The organism is Vibrio sp. 3-2(1) (assembly GCF_963887575.1).
Taxonomy (GTDB): domain Bacteria; phylum Pseudomonadota; class Gammaproteobacteria; order Enterobacterales; family Vibrionaceae; genus Vibrio; species Vibrio anguillarum.
On record NZ_CAWPGB010000004.1, the window covers coordinates 1 to 15,775 of the forward strand.

Annotated in this window: 13 protein-coding genes; 6 read left to right on the top strand and 7 right to left on the bottom strand. The window is 46.2% G+C overall.

The features are described from left to right. Window positions 1–236: 236 nt before the first annotated feature. The 6 genes from fre to trxA all read right to left on the bottom strand — a co-directional run bounded on the left by fre (window position 237) and on the right by trxA (window position 6,048). Window positions 237–944, bottom strand: coding sequence for an NAD(P)H-flavin reductase (gene fre, locus AACQ79_RS01215; protein ID WP_017049370.1), 708 nt, complete (start codon window positions 942–944; stop codon window positions 237–239). A gap of 14 nt (window positions 945–958) precedes the next feature. After that, window positions 959–1,228 carry a 2Fe-2S iron-sulfur cluster-binding protein gene (locus tag AACQ79_RS01220; protein WP_013855397.1) on the bottom strand — a complete coding sequence of 90 codons (270 nt, stop codon included), beginning with the start codon at window positions 1,226–1,228 and terminating at the stop codon, window positions 959–961. After that, the gene (gene ubiD / locus AACQ79_RS01225; protein ID WP_047687997.1) at window positions 1,225–3,081 is read right to left on the bottom strand and encodes a 4-hydroxy-3-polyprenylbenzoate decarboxylase; all 1,857 of its coding nucleotides are present in this window, start codon (window positions 3,079–3,081) and stop codon (window positions 1,225–1,227) included. The genes AACQ79_RS01220 and ubiD overlap by 4 nt, the downstream gene beginning before the upstream one ends. Before the next feature lie 77 nt (window positions 3,082–3,158). Continuing rightward, a complete protein-coding gene (locus AACQ79_RS01230) occupies window positions 3,159–4,154 on the bottom strand; it encodes a hypothetical protein (RefSeq protein ID WP_170899610.1) in 996 nt (331 codons plus the stop codon). A gap of 108 nt (window positions 4,155–4,262) precedes the next feature. Next, on the bottom strand, window positions 4,263–5,522 hold the full coding sequence (gene rho / locus AACQ79_RS01235; protein ID WP_010319292.1) for a transcription termination factor Rho: 1,260 nt from the start codon (window positions 5,520–5,522) through the stop codon (window positions 4,263–4,265). Window positions 5,523–5,721: 199 nt separating this feature from the next. After that, the gene (gene trxA, locus AACQ79_RS01240) at window positions 5,722–6,048 is read right to left on the bottom strand and encodes a thioredoxin TrxA (RefSeq protein ID WP_010319293.1); all 327 of its coding nucleotides are present in this window, start codon (window positions 6,046–6,048) and stop codon (window positions 5,722–5,724) included. 111 nt (window positions 6,049–6,159) lie between these two features. Here trxA and rhlB point away from each other — a divergent pair, with 111 nt between their 5' ends. Together rhlB and gppA are read left to right on the top strand one after the other, a co-directional pair. Further along, complete coding sequence (gene rhlB / locus AACQ79_RS01245; protein ID WP_026027733.1) at window positions 6,160–7,470, top strand: ATP-dependent RNA helicase RhlB; 1,311 nt, start codon at window positions 6,160–6,162, stop codon at window positions 7,468–7,470. Window positions 7,471–7,477: 7 nt separating this feature from the next. After that, window positions 7,478–8,971, top strand: coding sequence for a guanosine-5'-triphosphate,3'-diphosphate diphosphatase (gene gppA / locus AACQ79_RS01250; RefSeq protein ID WP_017045714.1), 1,494 nt, complete (start codon window positions 7,478–7,480; stop codon window positions 8,969–8,971). A gap of 105 nt (window positions 8,972–9,076) precedes the next feature. On the opposite strand, the gene AACQ79_RS01255 is transcribed toward gppA, so the two are convergent. Further along, complete coding sequence (locus AACQ79_RS01255) at window positions 9,077–9,751, bottom strand: 7-cyano-7-deazaguanine/7-aminomethyl-7-deazaguanine transporter (RefSeq protein WP_170899611.1); 675 nt, start codon at window positions 9,749–9,751, stop codon at window positions 9,077–9,079. Window positions 9,752–10,142: 391 nt separating this feature from the next. Between AACQ79_RS01255 and gmk the strand changes: the two genes are divergently transcribed. The 4 genes from gmk to recG all read left to right on the top strand — a co-directional run bounded on the left by gmk (window position 10,143) and on the right by recG (window position 15,588). Beyond that, window positions 10,143–10,766, top strand: a complete 624-nt coding sequence (gene gmk / locus AACQ79_RS01260; protein WP_017044367.1) for a guanylate kinase — start codon at window positions 10,143–10,145, stop codon at window positions 10,764–10,766. Between the two features lie 103 nt (window positions 10,767–10,869). Next, window positions 10,870–11,142 (top strand): DNA-directed RNA polymerase subunit omega, encoded by a 273-nt coding sequence (gene rpoZ, locus AACQ79_RS01265; RefSeq protein ID WP_013855406.1) that lies wholly within the window; start codon window positions 10,870–10,872, stop codon window positions 11,140–11,142. 39 nt (window positions 11,143–11,181) lie between these two features. Continuing rightward, window positions 11,182–13,302: a bifunctional GTP diphosphokinase/guanosine-3',5'-bis pyrophosphate 3'-pyrophosphohydrolase gene (gene spoT, locus AACQ79_RS01270; protein ID WP_017045712.1), complete on the top strand. Its 2,121-nt coding sequence runs from the start codon at window positions 11,182–11,184 to the stop codon at window positions 13,300–13,302. Window positions 13,303–13,509: 207 nt separating this feature from the next. Further along, window positions 13,510–15,588: an ATP-dependent DNA helicase RecG gene (gene recG / locus AACQ79_RS01275; RefSeq protein WP_170899612.1), complete on the top strand. Its 2,079-nt coding sequence runs from the start codon at window positions 13,510–13,512 to the stop codon at window positions 15,586–15,588. Window positions 15,589–15,775 lie beyond the last annotated feature (187 nt).

Genomic DNA, 15,775 nt, shown 5'->3' on the forward strand with positions numbered 1-15,775 from the left:
CACTTTATTAAATTATTTCGTCTTACCGATTTGACCTACTGATTGGCTGCTGGTTGGGCTTAAACCCTTACTGGCTGTGCCGTGTCAGTGAGGCGGCATTATAGGGAGAACGAAGATGAGTGCAAGCGGTTTTTAATAAAAAATAAGAAAAACATCTATTTTGTTTAAATAGCAGCCACAAAGCGTCAAAAGAGAGCATTTCGCTCTCTTTTGATAGGCTTTAATCTCTCTCGATCTTAAATAAAAGCGTAGGCATCAGCAAACATGTGATCGCTTTTTGCATTTTTGTATTGGGTAAACTGTTCTCTTGCTGCTCCAGCCATATCAAAACGACCTGCAATATAAATGTCGTACGCTTCTAACGACTCGAAATCATCATTGATCGCTTGGAGTACATTGCCAACCTTGCCATTCCAACCTTCATCAGCCGTTTCAACAACAGGTACAAAGTGGATGTTCTCAAATTGCTGAGCAATCTCACTCAGTTCTGTTTTTGCATAGAGTTGGTAAACGTCTTTTGCTCCCCAGTACAAATAGATAGCGTTACTTTTCTTTTGGCTAATACAGTGATCTAAAATCGAGCGTACATAGCTAAAACCTGTTCCTCCAGCAATGAGTAGTAGAGGGCGCTCATTTTCTTTTACCCACGCATCACCATGAGGTGCATCTATATTGACTAAACCCTTGTTGCTTAATGCCGTTCTCATTTTCTCAACCACTTCCTGTGCATAAGCATTGTGCTCGGCGGCACCAATGTGCAACTCTAGTTCACCAGAACGGCAAGGACTGCTTGCGATAGAAAATGGACGTTTATCTTTCTCACCCATTTCTACCATGAGATATTGCCCAGCTTTAAATGCAAGAACACTTTCAGGTTGGAGGATGATTTTATAAGTATTAGAGGCTAATGGCTCAATTAACTTTACTTTACATTGGGTGGTCATGTTTTTCCTCTGACTTACTCTGCAAAAGTAAGTACTAAGTTACTTGTTGCAAAGGCTTGGCAAGGGAATATCCAACCTTGTCGCTGCTCTTCGTCAGTCAACATAGGTTCTAAGTTATATTCCACTACACCTTCTAATTTTCTGCACATACACATAGCGCATGCACCTATTTGACAACGGTGTGGAAAAGAGATGTTCTTGTTGAGCGCAGCTTCCAACACCGTTGTACCGTCTTGCACTTCAAAAGTATCGCCTTTCGGCAGCAAGATCACCGTATAAGTCATAAAATACCTAGCTCATCCCAGAGCGAGTCTATTTTGGTGACGACCTCGTGATCTTTTTGGATTGGCGTCCCCCACTCTCGCTGAACTTCACCAGAGAGTTTGTTGGTTGCATCCAGCAGGAGCTTGGAACATTGCCCTTCATTAGCTTCTATACGATCAGTATCCCGAGACGGATCCATGCGCGTGGTTATCGCCCAAATCACATCATTCCAATCTCGGATATTCACATCATCATCACAGAGCACAACAAACTTCAGGTTTGAAAATGTCTCTAAAAATGCCCATATCTTTTTTAACAGCTCTTGAGATTGACCAGCAAACGCTTTGTTCATGGATACCATCAAGAAACCATCATTAGAAAATGGCACTAAATAGATATCAACAATCTCAGAATGCTGAGCTCTAAGCTGATCCAAATGCTCAGTTTTGATCTGAGGAGTCGTTGATGGTGATGACTGTTGTCTTGTACCGTCACTCTCAACATCCCATTTAATGGTAGCATCTAAGCCCATTTTGGAGCCTAGCCCCACCACTGGAGAGGCAAAATCAAGTGAATCAATCGGTGTATGTTCGATGAATAAAGTGTCTCGGACTGGGTCCATATGTGTTGTCATTGCATTGATAACTGAATTCCAATCACGAGCATCGACTGATTCATCGCACACCACCACATATTTAGTGTACATAAACTGGCGAAGGAACGACCAAACTCCCATCATGACTCGCTTTGCATGACCAGGGTATTGCTTTTTCATCGTCACCACCGCCATTCGATAAGAACAACCTTCCGGCGGTAAATAGAAATCGACGATTTCAGGGAACTGTTTTTGGAGTATAGGTACAAACACTTCATTTAACGCAACACCAAGCACAGCTGGTTCATCAGGTGGGCGTCCGGTATAAGTGCTATGGTAGATAGGATTGCTGCGCATTGTGATATGCGTAACCGTAAAGACACGATGCTTTTCAACTTCATTATAGTAACCCGTGTGATCACCATAAGGCCCTTCGTCAGCATATTCGTTTGGATCTATGTAGCCTTCCAGCACAATTTCCGCACTAGCAGGCACATCTAGATCATTACTGAGCGATTTAACCACTTCTGTTTTACTGCCTCGTAGCAATCCCGCAAAAGCATATTCAGAAAGCGTATCTGGCACTGGTGTCACCGCGCCTAAAATGGTTGCAGGATCAGCACCAAAAGCCACTGAAACTGGGAAATTCTCTCCGGGGTGAGTGTCCATCCAATCTCTTAAATCTAGAGCACCACCACGATGCGCCAACCAACGCATAATGACTTTGTTTTTACTGAGTTTCTGTTGGCGATAAATCCCGAGATTTTGTCGCTTCTTGTTTGGCCCTTTAGTGATGGTCAGCCCCCAAGTCAGAAGAGGAGCAACATCATCGGCCCAACAACTCATCACTGGGATTTTGTCTAAGTCAACATCGTTGCCCTGCCAAACAATCTCCTGGCAAGGAGCCTTGCGTAGTCGTTTGGTTGGCATGTTGAGCACTTGCTTAAATAAAGGCAATTTATCGATAGCATCTTTGAAGCCCTGTGGTGGCTCGGGCTCTTTGAGATAAGCCAGTAATTTGCCGACTTCCCTTAACTCTTGGACCTCTTTACGCCCCATGCCGATCGCGACGCGTTTTGCGGTGCCAAACAAGTTAGTGAGCACGGGAACCGTATAACCGATCGGGTTTTCAAATAGCAAGGCAGGACCTGCGGCACGCAAAGTGCGGTCGCTAATTTCCGTCATTTCATAATGAGGGTCAATCGGGCAAGTAATGCGTTTTAGTTGGCCTGTTTTTTCCAGATGGTCAACAAATTCACGTAAATCCTTAAAGCTCATAGGCCTACTACATCGCTGATTAAACTGCAGGCAGTATAACAAAAACAACCCATTAACGATCCCCAAATTTCATAGGGTTATTGAGAGAGGGCTTGCAAAATACCACGACTTTTCACCTGAGAATTACTCACCAGTAAATCCTTTAGCCAGCGGCTGTGTCCCTGCTCGACCAAAGCACTGGCCACTAAATTGACCTCTTCATTGATTGACATTTTGGCTATCAGAAAGTCGCGGATATCAGAACGCATGGGGCTGATGCGAACTAATGCCTTAATCGCTTGTACTTTTAAACTTGGATTTTCACTGGCGGCCATGATCTGTTTTATCGCAAATTCATCGCTTACGCTGGCTAATCGTGTGAGTTCCTGCTGAATGGAGAAATCGACCCGCATCAGCCACAGGAGTTTATAGATTTTAGGATCTTCACTAACTTGAGCTAATCGAACCATCACTTGTGTGGAAGGCAACCACCCGGTCACTGGCTCTGATGTCAGTTGCTCAGTGAGCGCAGCCAAAGCACTTGGGGATAGTGTATCTAACTCGCGGATCAGTAACGTTTCGCGAATTTTTACTTGATATTGAGTCCCTGACAACCATGTTTGCAGTACTAGCTCTTGGCGCTCCGCCTTCACCAAGAAGTCGAGAATGGTTTGTTCCTGCCGCCAACGCTTTAATAAACGGCTGGCTATCACAGAAGAGTCAAAAGCTGGAGTTGAGAATTCATAGCCTTGTTCTTTTTCAACAACTTGGTAAGTGGGTGCAAGCGCTTGCTGCTCTTCAATGAATATCACCATATTCGGCGTTAGGGCGAGATCCAACTGCTCGATTTTTTGCAGCAACAGAAAACGTGCGGCTTCTTGCGGTAATAGCGCTAAACGTTGTAATGAAAAACGCAAAGAATCAAATTCATCATGTACCGCGTACTGCAATAGCTCTGCACTTTTATGGCGAATTTGTTCTTCCTGAAGCCATTTTTGAGCTGTATCAGACGTTATTTCTATAGAGGCAGCACTTGGCCACGCACAAAATAAAAATAGCGAGAGGAGAAGCGACGACAACATTCCTTGTTGCATTTTAACCTCCTTGTAACATTTGGCCTATTGTGGAAGGTTAATGGGTCAAATGCAAACAAAAACGCCACCGATAAACGGTGGCGTTGGTCATACTAAACTTAGCGTCTATTATTGACGGCGCATCGCATCAAAAAACTCATCATTGGTTTTCGTCATCGCGAGCTTATCAATTAAGAATTCCATTGCGTCACTTTCACTCATTGGGTGAACGATCTTACGCAGAATCCACATTTTTTGTAACTCATCAGGCTTAGTAAGCAACTCTTCACGACGAGTACCACTGCGGTTGAAGTCGATAGCAGGGAAGACACGTTTTTCCGCAATTTTACGGTTAAGGTGCAATTCCATGTTACCTGTACCTTTAAACTCTTCGTAGATAACTTCATCCATTTTAGAGCCGGTATCAACCAATGCCGTCGCAATAATCGTTAAACTACCGCCTTCTTCTACATTACGAGCCGCACCGAAAAAGCGCTTAGGGCGTTGCAATGCGTTGGCATCCACACCACCAGTCAACACTTTGCCAGATGACGGGATCACTGTGTTGTAGGCGCGAGCTAAACGTGTGATGGAATCAAGCAGGATAACGACATCTTTCTTATGCTCAACCAAACGTTTTGCTTTTTCGATCACCATTTCTGCCACTTGTACGTGACGCGAAGCTGGCTCATCGAACGTAGAAGCAACCACTTCACCTTTCACAAGGCGTTGCATTTCCGTTACTTCTTCAGGACGTTCGTCAATCAGTAGCACCATCAACACACAATCAGGATGGTTGTTAGCAATACTTTGCGCGATATTTTGTAGCAACATGGTTTTGCCCGCTTTTGGCGGAGCAACAATCAAACCACGCTGGCCTTTACCAATCGGAGAGGCAAGGTCTAGAACTCGTGCCGTAATGTCTTCTGTCGAGCCATTACCACGCTCCATGATCATACGTTCATTGGCATGCAGTGGAGTTAAGTTCTCAAATAAAATCTTGTTACGTGCATTATCCGGTTTGTCGTGGTTAACGGTGTTAACTTTTAACAATGCGAAATAACGTTCGCCTTCTTTTGGTGGGCGAATTTTGCCAGATACTGAGTCACCGGTGCGTAAGTTGAAACGGCGAATTTGGCTTGGTGATACGTAGATATCATCAGGGCCAGCTAAATATGAACAGTCGGCGCTACGTAAGAAACCAAAACCGTCTTGAAGAATTTCCAAGACCCCATCACCAAATATATCTTCACCACTTTTTGCGTGCGCTTTTAGGATGGAGAAGATGATGTCTTGTTTTCTTAGACGCGCTAGGTTTTCGAGGCCTAGGCTCTCACCAAGTTTCACAAGATCAGACACAGGTCTGTTCTTCAATTCTGTTAGATTCATTGTGGTGGATACTTGTTTAGTCAAAATAGGATCTATTTTCTAGTTAAGATGGATTTTGGTCTCAGGATCGACCAAGAAGTGAACACTTGTCTAATTAACGTGCGATAAACTAGCACTAAATAATAGCCTAGTCTAGAGTTTGTTTCTTTTCAAAAAAACAAAGCCGTGCATCAGAAAATGTACGGCTTTGCGATACCTGTTATAGGTTTGCGTCCAAAAACTCTTTCAATTGAGTTTTTGATAACGCACCAACTTTCGTTGCAGCGACGTTGCCATTTTTGAACAGCAGCAAGGTTGGGATGCCACGAATACCAAACTTAGGTGGAGTACCTGCGTTGTGGTCGATATTTAATTTACCGATAGTCAGTTTGCCTTCGTACTCGCTAGCGATTTCATCCAAAATTGGCGCAATCATCTTACAAGGACCACACCATTCTGCCCAAAAATCAACAAGAACAGGGCCTGCAGCTTTGATTACATCGTTCTCAAAACCATCATCTGTAAGCTGCAAAATCTTATCGCTCATCTTCCACTCCAATATGTTTTTCTGCACTGATTATAAGCTAACCAGTAAATAGATGCTCTATTGGAATGTATTTACTTTCGTATTGCAAGCTTAAGCTGATATTCTATGGCGATGAAAAAGACACATATCACAGAGCAAAAGTTCGCCGATTTGGGATTACATCCTCAAGTTGTTGAAGGATTGGAAAAAAAAGGGTTCGATTACTGTACCCCGATCCAAGCCTTGGCGTTGCCGGTACTGCTCACCGGCCAAGACATTGCAGGCCAGGCCCAAACAGGGACTGGTAAAACGCTTGCGTTTCTCGCTGCTACTTTTAACCACTTACTAACAACCCCTGAACATGAAGGGCGAAAACCGACGCAGCCGCGTGCCATTATTATGGCTCCGACTCGTGAGTTAGCGATTCAAATTTATAACGACGCCGAACCTCTGATTGCCAGTACTGGCATCAAAGCCGCGCTGGCTTACGGTGGTGAAAGCTACGATAAGCAATTGTCTAAGCTGCAAGATGGTGTCGACATATTGATCGGTACAACAGGACGTATCATCGATTTCTACAAACAACACGTGTTTAACTTGAATAATATTCAAGCTGTAGTGCTGGATGAAGCCGATCGCATGTTTGACCTTGGTTTTATCAAGGACATTCGTTTTCTGTTTCGCCGTATGCCTGAACCTAAAGAGCGCCTGAACATGCTGTTTTCAGCCACGCTTTCTTATCGCGTTCAAGAGTTGGCGTTCGAGCACATGCATAACCCTGAGCATGTGGTTGTTGAACCAGAACAAAAAACTGGCCATCGCATCCAAGAAGAGCTGTTCTACCCGTCTAACGAACATAAGATGGCGCTATTACAGACACTGATAGAACAAGACTGGCCAGATCGCGCCATCATTTTTGCCAACACAAAACACCGCTGCGACTCTATTTGGGGTCATTTAGCTGCAGATGGGCACCGTGTCGGCCTGCTAACGGGTGATGTACCGCAGAAGAAACGTGAAAAGATCCTTGAGCAATTCACTACCGGTGATGTCGACATTCTTGTTGCAACCGACGTGGCAGCGCGAGGCTTACACATTCCTCAAGTCACACACGTATTCAACTACGACTTACCTGATGACTGTGAAGACTACGTGCACCGTATTGGTCGTACAGGTCGCGCAGGAGAGAGTGGTCACTCGATTAGCTTTGCCTGTGAAGAGTACGCCATTAACCTAACAGCGATTGAAGAGTACACCGGGCACGCGGTTCCTGTTTCTGATTACGATGCATCGGCGTTGATTGAAGACTTACCACCGCCAATTCGTCTGCGTTCTCGTAATCCTCAGCAGCGCCGTACTAATAACAATGGCCCTCGTACTGGCAACCGTAAGCCACAAAGTCGTCGCCCACGTCAACCGCATCAAAGTAATAAGGGTTCGTAATCCATTTATGAGTAAAGCCGTCTCCTCGCCGCTCTACGCTGCCATCGACCTTGGGTCGAACAGTTTTCATATGCTCATCGTGCGTCATATTGATGGCAGTGTACAAACGATGGCCAAAATAAAGCGCAAAGTACGCTTGGCCGCCGGGTTAGATGATAACAACGCTCTTAGCCAAGAAGCGATGCAGCGAGGATGGGACTGCCTCAGTTTATTTGCGGAACGACTACAAGATATACCCGCCAGCAATATCCGTATTGTTGGCACTGCCACACTGCGTACAGCCACCAACGTTGAGCTGTTTTTAACTCAAGCCAACCAAATACTCGGCCACCCCATTCAGGTTATTTCCGGTGAAGAAGAGGCGGCCACTATCTATAAAGGAGTGGCGCACACTTCAGGTGGCTTAGGACGACGCTTGGTTGTCGATATTGGTGGGGCCAGTACTGAACTCATCATTGGTGAAGGGTTCGATGCCAAAGCGTTAACCAGTTTAAAAATGGGCTGCGTCACTTGGCTTGAGCGCCATTTTAAAGACAGACAGCTTAACGCGGCTAACTTTAATCGAGCGATCGATGCGGCAAAACAGACGTTAGCGCCTATCCTTGAGCAGTACACACAGTTAGGTTGGGATGTGTGCGTGGGTGCCAGTGGCACAGTACAAGCGTTGCAAGAAATTATGTTAGCGCAAGGGATGGATGAGGTGATCACTCATACCAAACTAAAACGCTTGCAAAAACAAGCGATGCTCGCCGATCACTTGGAAGAGCTTGATATTGAAGGCTTAACTTTAGAGCGAGCGTTAGTTTTCCCAAGTGGCCTCTCGATTTTAATTGCCATCTTTGAACTGCTCGAGATTGAATCGATGACTTTAGCTGGCGGCGCATTGCGTGAAGGCTTAGTGTATGAAATGGTCGAAGAGCTGCGCCAAGATGACATTCGAACGCGTACCATCAATAGCGTTCAGGTGCGATATCAAATTGATGTTGACTACGCCAAGCAAGTGGCTCAACTTGCCCAATCGCTGCTCAAACAGTGTGGGGGGGAAGATTGGATTGCGGAACCGCAAGCTGAAATGCTACTCACTACCGCTGCACAATTGCATGAAATAGGGTTAGCGATTGATTTAAAAAAAGGCGGTGAACACAGCGCCTACCTGTTACAAAACCTCGACTTACCCGGCTATACCCGTGCACAGAAACACTTTCTAGGCGAAATTGCTCGTCGTTATCGCGAGCAGCTCTCTTCATTGCCAGAGCAGTACGCTCTGTCGGGCAACAGCGCCAAGCGGGTGTTACGTTTACTGCGCCTTGCCGTATTGCTCAGCCATCGTCGTAACGAGGCACTACAGCCTAAATTTACACTGCAAGCTCAAGGTGACCAACTGACTCTTCGGTTATCCGCCAAATGGTTAGCGGCCAACCCTCTCACCACCGCCGAGCTGGATATTGAAGCAAACCGTCAAAGCGACATTGGTTGGCCACTCATTATCGACCCATCATAGTTATAAGATGCAGACACATGAAAAAGCCCGAGCAGCACTTGCTCGGGCTTTGATTTTCTATCTTCCTAGTATAATGGCTTGCTACTCCACTACTGAACATTTCAACTACTGAGCATTGATCCCAACGGTTCGAAAATCAGGGTTGACCGCTGTCAGCTTGCGGATCAAGTAATTGAGCAGCACACCGTACATCGGCACAAACAGGCCTAAACTGATCACCAGTTTAAAACCATAATCAACCAAGGCAATTTCGGTCCAATGTTCAGCCATGAACGGATCGAGGCTTTGATAGAAAGCAATCGCAAAAAAAGCGACCGTGTCTAATGCATTACCAAATAACGTAGAACATGTTGGCGCAACCCACCACTGCTTCATCTGGCGCAGACGATTAAACACATGCACATCCATAATTTGCCCGAGCAAATACGCCATAAAACTGGCAATCGCAATACGCGCAACAAACAGATTAAACTCATGAAGCTGAGCAAGCCCTTGGAATTGACCTTCAAAAAATAGTACCGAGAGTGCATAAGAAACAATCAAAGCCGGTAACATCACTAAGAAAATGATTTTACGAGCCAACGCTGCACCAAAAATGCGTACAGTGAGATCCGTTGCCAGAAAAATGAATGGGAAAGTAAATGCGCCCCAAGTGGTATGTAAACCAAAGACAGTAAAGGGCAACTGAACCAGATAATTGCTTGATGCGATAATGATCAAATGAAATAGCACTAAAAGTGCCAAAGCTTTGCGCTGCTGCGCAAGGGTAAAGTAACTCATTGTGTACCTTTTTAGTTTGTTTTGGGGGCGAGGGAACCCAAATCGAAGAATTAGTCTTACATTAATTTATAGGCTTACCTCGCGATCATATTCAAATCACGAGCTCAGCGGCGGGCGATTATACAGCAATAAACCCCCTCGACAAGCCTTGAAATAAGAGCAAACGTTTACCCATTGAAGAAAATATCACCGTTTTAAAATTCCCCTTTCACAGCTAAAGGCCGACCTTTTTGTTGTAGACATCCATGGGAACGTGCTACTCTTCGCCTCCATTTTTTCTGGCCTTATTTTCATTTTCTAGGATGAAACTCTCTGGGTCAGTGCTATCTTTTAACATGCTGATAGACGCAAATATCAGCATTCAATCCTAACCTAACGTGGAACAGAACAGATGGGCAAAGGTACTCTTTATATCGTCTCTGCACCCAGTGGTGCAGGCAAATCAAGCTTGATCTCTGCGATGTTGGAAACCAACCCAACCTATGCGATGAAAGTCTCTGTTTCACATACCACACGCGGCATGCGCCCGGGCGAACAAGATGGTGTTCACTACCATTTTGTGCAAAAAGAGCTGTTTGAAGAGTTGATTACTAAAGGTGAATTTCTCGAACATGCTGAAGTATTTGGCAACTACTACGGCACCTCTAAGGTATGGATTGAAAATAACCTCAACAAAGGCATTGACGTTTTTCTTGATATTGACTGGCAAGGCGCGCGTCAAATACGCGACAAAATGCCCGATGCAAAAAGTGTGTTTATCCTTCCTCCTTCAAAAGAAGAATTGGAGCGCCGCTTGAATGCTCGTGGTCAAGACAGTGAAGCCGTCATTGCTAAACGTATGAATGAAGCTCAAGCTGAAATCTCGCATTACACCGAATACGACTATGTCATCATAAATGATGATTTCGATGTGGCATTAATGGATTTCAGAGCTATTTTACGTGCTGAACGATTGAAGCAAGACAAGCAAGCTGCTAAATATAACAGCATGCTCAACGCGCTACTGGCGGAATAATCACCCGCTCAAACAAGGCAAAGTCTATCGCTAGTATAAACAAAGATTAGACTGTATACTTTCTCGTCATTTAAAAATTTTTAGTTAACTATTTGGAGTTCTCATGGCACGCGTAACTGTTCAAGACGCTGTTGAAAAAGTGGGCAATCGTTTCGACCTAGTTCTGATTGCGGCTCGCCGCGCTCGTCAAATGCAAACTGGCGGTAAAGATTCATTGGTGCCAGAAGAGAACGATAAGCCAACCGTTATCGCTCTGCGCGAAATCGAAGAAGGTCTTATCACGAAAGATGTGCTTGATGCTCGTGAGCGCCAAGAGCAGAAAGAGCAAGAAGCCGCAGAATTGGCCGCCGTAAGCAGCATCGCTCACAACCGTTAATTCTGCCATTCAAATTCAACAACCTTCCGGGCCTATAATTTGTATCTATTTGATAGCCTTAAAGACGTTGTCCAAGAATACCTAACAGAGCCTCAAATTGAGGCTCTGCGTCAATCTTATGTGGTCGCACGTGAAGCCCATGAAGGGCAAACCCGTTCTAGCGGCGAGCCTTACATCATTCACCCTGTTGCGGTTTCTCGAATTTTGGCTGATATGCGCCTTGATTTGGAAACGCTACAAGCAGCGTTATTACATGATGTCATCGAAGATTGCGATGTCACTAAAGACGATCTTGAAGCGCAATTTGGTCACGCCGTGGCGGAATTGGTAGACGGGGTTTCTAAACTCGACAAGTTGAAATTTCGTGATCGTAAAGAAGCCCAAGCCGAGAACTTTCGTAAGATGGTGCTGGCAATGGTGCAAGACATTCGCGTTATTCTCATCAAACTTGCTGACCGCACACACAATATGCGTACCCTTGGCGCATTGCGCCCGGATAAAAAGCGTCGTATTGCCCGTGAAACGTTAGAGATTTACGCGCCTCTCGCTCACCGCTTAGGGATTCATAACATCAAGACTGAGCTAGAAGAGCTTGGCTTTGAAGCATTGTACCCAAATCGTTATCGCGTATTGAAAGAAGTGGTAAGATCCGCTCGCGGTAACCGCAAAGAGATGATCCAACGCATCCACAGTGAAATTGAAGGCCGCTTGCAAGATTTCGGTTTGAAAGCACGCGTGGTCGGCCGTGAAAAGAACCTGTTCTCCATCTATAACAAGATGAAAACCAAAGAGCAGCGCTTTCACACCATTATGGACATCTACGCTTTTCGAGTCGTGGTCGACACTGCAGACACTTGTTATCGTGCATTAGGCCAAGTTCATAGCTTGTACAAACCTCGCCCGGGGCGCATGAAAGATTACATCGCCGTGCCCAAAGCGAACGGCTACCAATCTTTGCATACCTCGATGGTCGGCCCACACGGCGTCCCAGTTGAAGTGCAGATCCGCACTGAAGACATGGAACAGATGGCCGACAAAGGTGTTGCTGCTCATTGGTCTTACAAAGGTAATGGCGAACGCACTGGCACCACCGCGCAAATTAAAGCACAGCGCTGGATGCAAAGCCTACTTGAGCTACAACAAAGCGCTGGCAACTCGTTTGAGTTTATTGAGAACGTTAAGTCGGATCTTTTCCCTGATGAAATCTACGTCTTCACCCCCAAAGGCCGCATCGTTGAGCTGCCTGTCGGGGCAACTGCGGTTGATTTTGCCTACGCGGTACACACCGATGTCGGTAATACCTGTGTTGGAGCTCGTGTTGATCGAAACCCTTACCCGTTAAGTAAATCACTGAAAAACGGCCAAACGATTGAAATCATCAGCGCACCTGGGGCTCGCCCTAATGCCGCTTGGCTCAACTATGTGGTCACGTCTCGCGCTCGTACTAAGATACGTCAAGTGCTTAAAACCATGCGCCGTGAGGAATCGATCACACTTGGTAGACGTTTGCTCAATCACGCGCTGGGTGATCTTTCACTCAGTGACATCAGTGACGAGAACATTAAGCATGTGATTGGTGAGCTTAAAATGGCCACGGTCGATGATCTGCTGGCCGCGATTGGTTTAGGCGAACTGATGAGTATTGTCATTGCGCGCCGTCTGCTTGGCGATGCTGATGAGCTGACCGAAGTGGAAAGCAATGATGGCAAACCGAAAAAGAAACTGCCGATCCGCGGCGCTGAAGGTATTTTGCTCACGTTTGCTAACTGCTGCCACCCCATCCCAGACGATCACATCATTGCGCATGTCTCTCCGGGTCGTGGTTTAGTGGTGCATCGTGAAACCTGCCCTAATGTTCGTGGCTACCAAAAAGAGCCGGATCGTTACATGGCGGTTGAGTGGTCTAAAGATTACGACCAAGAGTTCATCACCGAACTGAAAGTGGACATGCAAAACCACCAAGGTGCGTTAGCGGAACTGACGAATGTAATCTCGAAAACAGGTTCCAACATTCATGGCCTCTCCACCGAGGAGCGTGATGGACGTTTGTATACTGTCACTGTGCTGCTGACCACCAAAGATCGCATTCACTTAGCAAACATCATGAAAAAAATTCGTGTGATGCCTCATGCACTGAAAGTGCGACGCCGGAAAAATTAAACTATCCAAATAAATAAAACCCCTTGCGGCTAACCACTCATGGGGTTTTTTATTTTCCGATACCCTACCCCCATCTTGCATTTTAGGCGTCACTATTCAAATTAGCCGATGGCCTGCCGCTTATCGACCATTACATGATTTTATGCTGTACAAAAAAACAGTTCGATGGTTGAATAATACATAACGATACTGTTAATGAGCCCTGTTATGTCACAGCTACTGTCCGCGATTCCTCTCACCTCACTCTCTGGCGTGGGCGCTAAAGTGGCTGAAAAACTGGAAAAGGTTGGCTTAATCAGTGTGCAAGATCTGCTGTTCCATCTCCCTTTACGTTATGAGGACCGCACACGGATCTACCCTATCGCTAAATTGCATCCCGGGCTTTGGGCCGCCGTGCAAGGTAAAGTCATGGCGGTGGATACGGTTTTTGGCAAACGCAAAATGCTCACAGTAAAAATAAGCGATGGTAACGGCACCATTACGCTGCGTTTTTTTAACTTTACTGCTGGGATGAAAAACAATTTTACTGAAGGTAAGTTAGTGCACGCTTACGGTGAAATTAAGCGTGGTGGATTCGGCCTTGAAATTGTTCATCCTGATTATAAATTTTATGCTCCTCAGCAACAGCCAGATGTCGAAGCTAACTTAACACCCGTTTACCCAACGACCGATGGTCTGCGCCAACTCACGCTACGCACACTCACTGATCAAGCATTAAGTTTACTCGACAAAGCTGCCGTACAAGAATTGCTACCTGCCGGGTTGTATGATCACCAAATTACGCTCTCTGAAGCGCTGCACATCATTCACCGGCCGCCACCGGGCATTAACCTGCAACTGTTTGATGAGGGGAAACATCCGGCGCAGGTTCGCTTAATTATGGAAGAGCTGTTGGCGCAAAACCTCTCCATGCTGGCTGTACGCCATCAAGGCCAGCAAGATATCGCATTGCCACTGGCTGGGTCTGGCACACTCAAACAACAACTGCTTGCACAACTGCCTTTCTCTCCCACTAAAGCACAAACACGTGTTGTGACAGAGATCGAAGCCGATCTGGCACAAGCTCACCCCATGATGCGTTTAGTACAAGGTGATGTGGGCTCAGGGAAAACCTTGGTCGCTGCATTAGCCGCCGCACGTGCTATCGAACATGGCTATCAAGTAGCATTAATGGCACCGACGGAATTGCTGGCCGAGCAGCACGCAATTAACTTTGCCAACTGGTTTGAAGCAATGGGCATCCAAGTCGGCTGGCTGGCGGGTAAATTAAAAGGCAAAGCGAAAGAAACAGAACTAACTCGCATTGCCAGCGGTGAGGCAAAAATGATAGTGGGTACTCACGCTCTTTTTCAAGAACAAGTTGAATTTCATCACCTTGCGCTCGTCATCATTGATGAACAACACCGCTTTGGCGTCCACCAGCGTTTAGAACTGCGTGAGAAAGGAGCGAAGCAAGGCGCGTATCCGCACCAGTTGATCATGACCGCAACGCCGATCCCACGAACTTTAGCGATGACTGCTTACGCTGATTTAGAAACCTCCGTTATTGATGAACTGCCACCGGGACGAACGCCCATTCAAACTGTCGCAATCCCAGATACAAAGCGTGATGATATCGTCGAGCGCGTACGTCATGCCTGTTTGAGTGAAGGAAAACAGGCTTATTGGGTCTGTACTTTGATTGATGAGTCTGAGGTGCTAGAAGCGCAAGCCGCCGCCGACACAGCGCAAGAACTACAACGCACTCTGCCCGATGTCAAAATCGGTTTGGTGCATGGCCGAATGAAGCCAAGCGAAAAACAAGCGGTGATGCAAGCCTTTAAAAACAATGAACTGCACTTGCTGGTTGCTACAACGGTGATTGAGGTTGGCGTTGACGTGCCGAATGCGAGCTTGATGATCATCGAAAACCCTGAGCGTTTGGGCTTAGCACAGTTGCACCAATTACGCGGCCGCGTAGGGCGAGGCTCTGTCGCCAGCCACTGCGTATTGCTCTACCATGCACCACTATCGAAAACCGCGCAAAAGCGCTTGGGCGTACTACGTGAGAGCAATGACGGTTTCGTAATTGCTCAGCGAGACTTAGAAATTCGCGGTCCGGGTGAGCTGCTTGGTACCAAACAGACCGGCCTCGCGGATTTCAAAATTGCGGATTTAGTCCGTGACCAACGTTTAATTCCTGAAGTACAGCGCATTGCTCGCTACTTACACGACCATTATCCAAGCCACGCGACCGCCATTATCGATCGCTGGTTAGGAGAGAAGGACATCTACGCCAAAGCATAAGATTGTTCGTTCTGTATTCCCCTCTCCCTTACACAGCAAAGCAAACGTTTGCTTTCTTGCGTAAACCATCTATAATTTCGCCAATTTTTTTTAGTGAACTACTCACTTATCCAGTCCGAGCAGATTCTGATTAACAGCAATCACAGATGACGTGTCTGCTCCACTTAGTGCTCCCACTCAGCGAACG

Bases quoted from the DNA above. Each gene is read 5' to 3' on its own strand.
- gmk (WP_017044367.1), top strand. From the start codon at position 10,143: ATGGGCAAAGGTACTCTTTATATCGTCTCTGCACCCAGTGGTGCAGGC.
- gppA (WP_017045714.1), top strand. From the start codon at position 7,478: ATGAGTAAAGCCGTCTCCTCGCCGCTCTACGCTGCCATCGACCTTGGG.
- rhlB (WP_026027733.1), top strand. From the start codon at position 6,160: ATGAAAAAGACACATATCACAGAGCAAAAGTTCGCCGATTTGGGATTA.
- AACQ79_RS01230 (WP_170899610.1), bottom strand. From the start codon at position 4,154: ATGCAACAAGGAATGTTGTCGTCGCTTCTCCTCTCGCTATTTTTATTT.
- ubiD (WP_047687997.1), bottom strand. From the start codon at position 3,081: ATGAGCTTTAAGGATTTACGTGAATTTGTTGACCATCTGGAAAAAACA.
- trxA (WP_010319293.1), bottom strand. From the start codon at position 6,048: ATGAGCGATAAGATTTTGCAGCTTACAGATGATGGTTTTGAGAACGAT.
- AACQ79_RS01255 (WP_170899611.1), bottom strand. From the start codon at position 9,751: ATGAGTTACTTTACCCTTGCGCAGCAGCGCAAAGCTTTGGCACTTTTA.
- rpoZ (WP_013855406.1), top strand. From the start codon at position 10,870: ATGGCACGCGTAACTGTTCAAGACGCTGTTGAAAAAGTGGGCAATCGT.
- rho (WP_010319292.1), bottom strand. From the start codon at position 5,522: ATGAATCTAACAGAATTGAAGAACAGACCTGTGTCTGATCTTGTGAAA.
- fre (WP_017049370.1), bottom strand. From the start codon at position 944: ATGACCACCCAATGTAAAGTAAAGTTAATTGAGCCATTAGCCTCTAAT.
- recG (WP_170899612.1), top strand. From the start codon at position 13,510: ATGTCACAGCTACTGTCCGCGATTCCTCTCACCTCACTCTCTGGCGTG.
- AACQ79_RS01220 (WP_013855397.1), bottom strand. From the start codon at position 1,228: ATGACTTATACGGTGATCTTGCTGCCGAAAGGCGATACTTTTGAAGTG.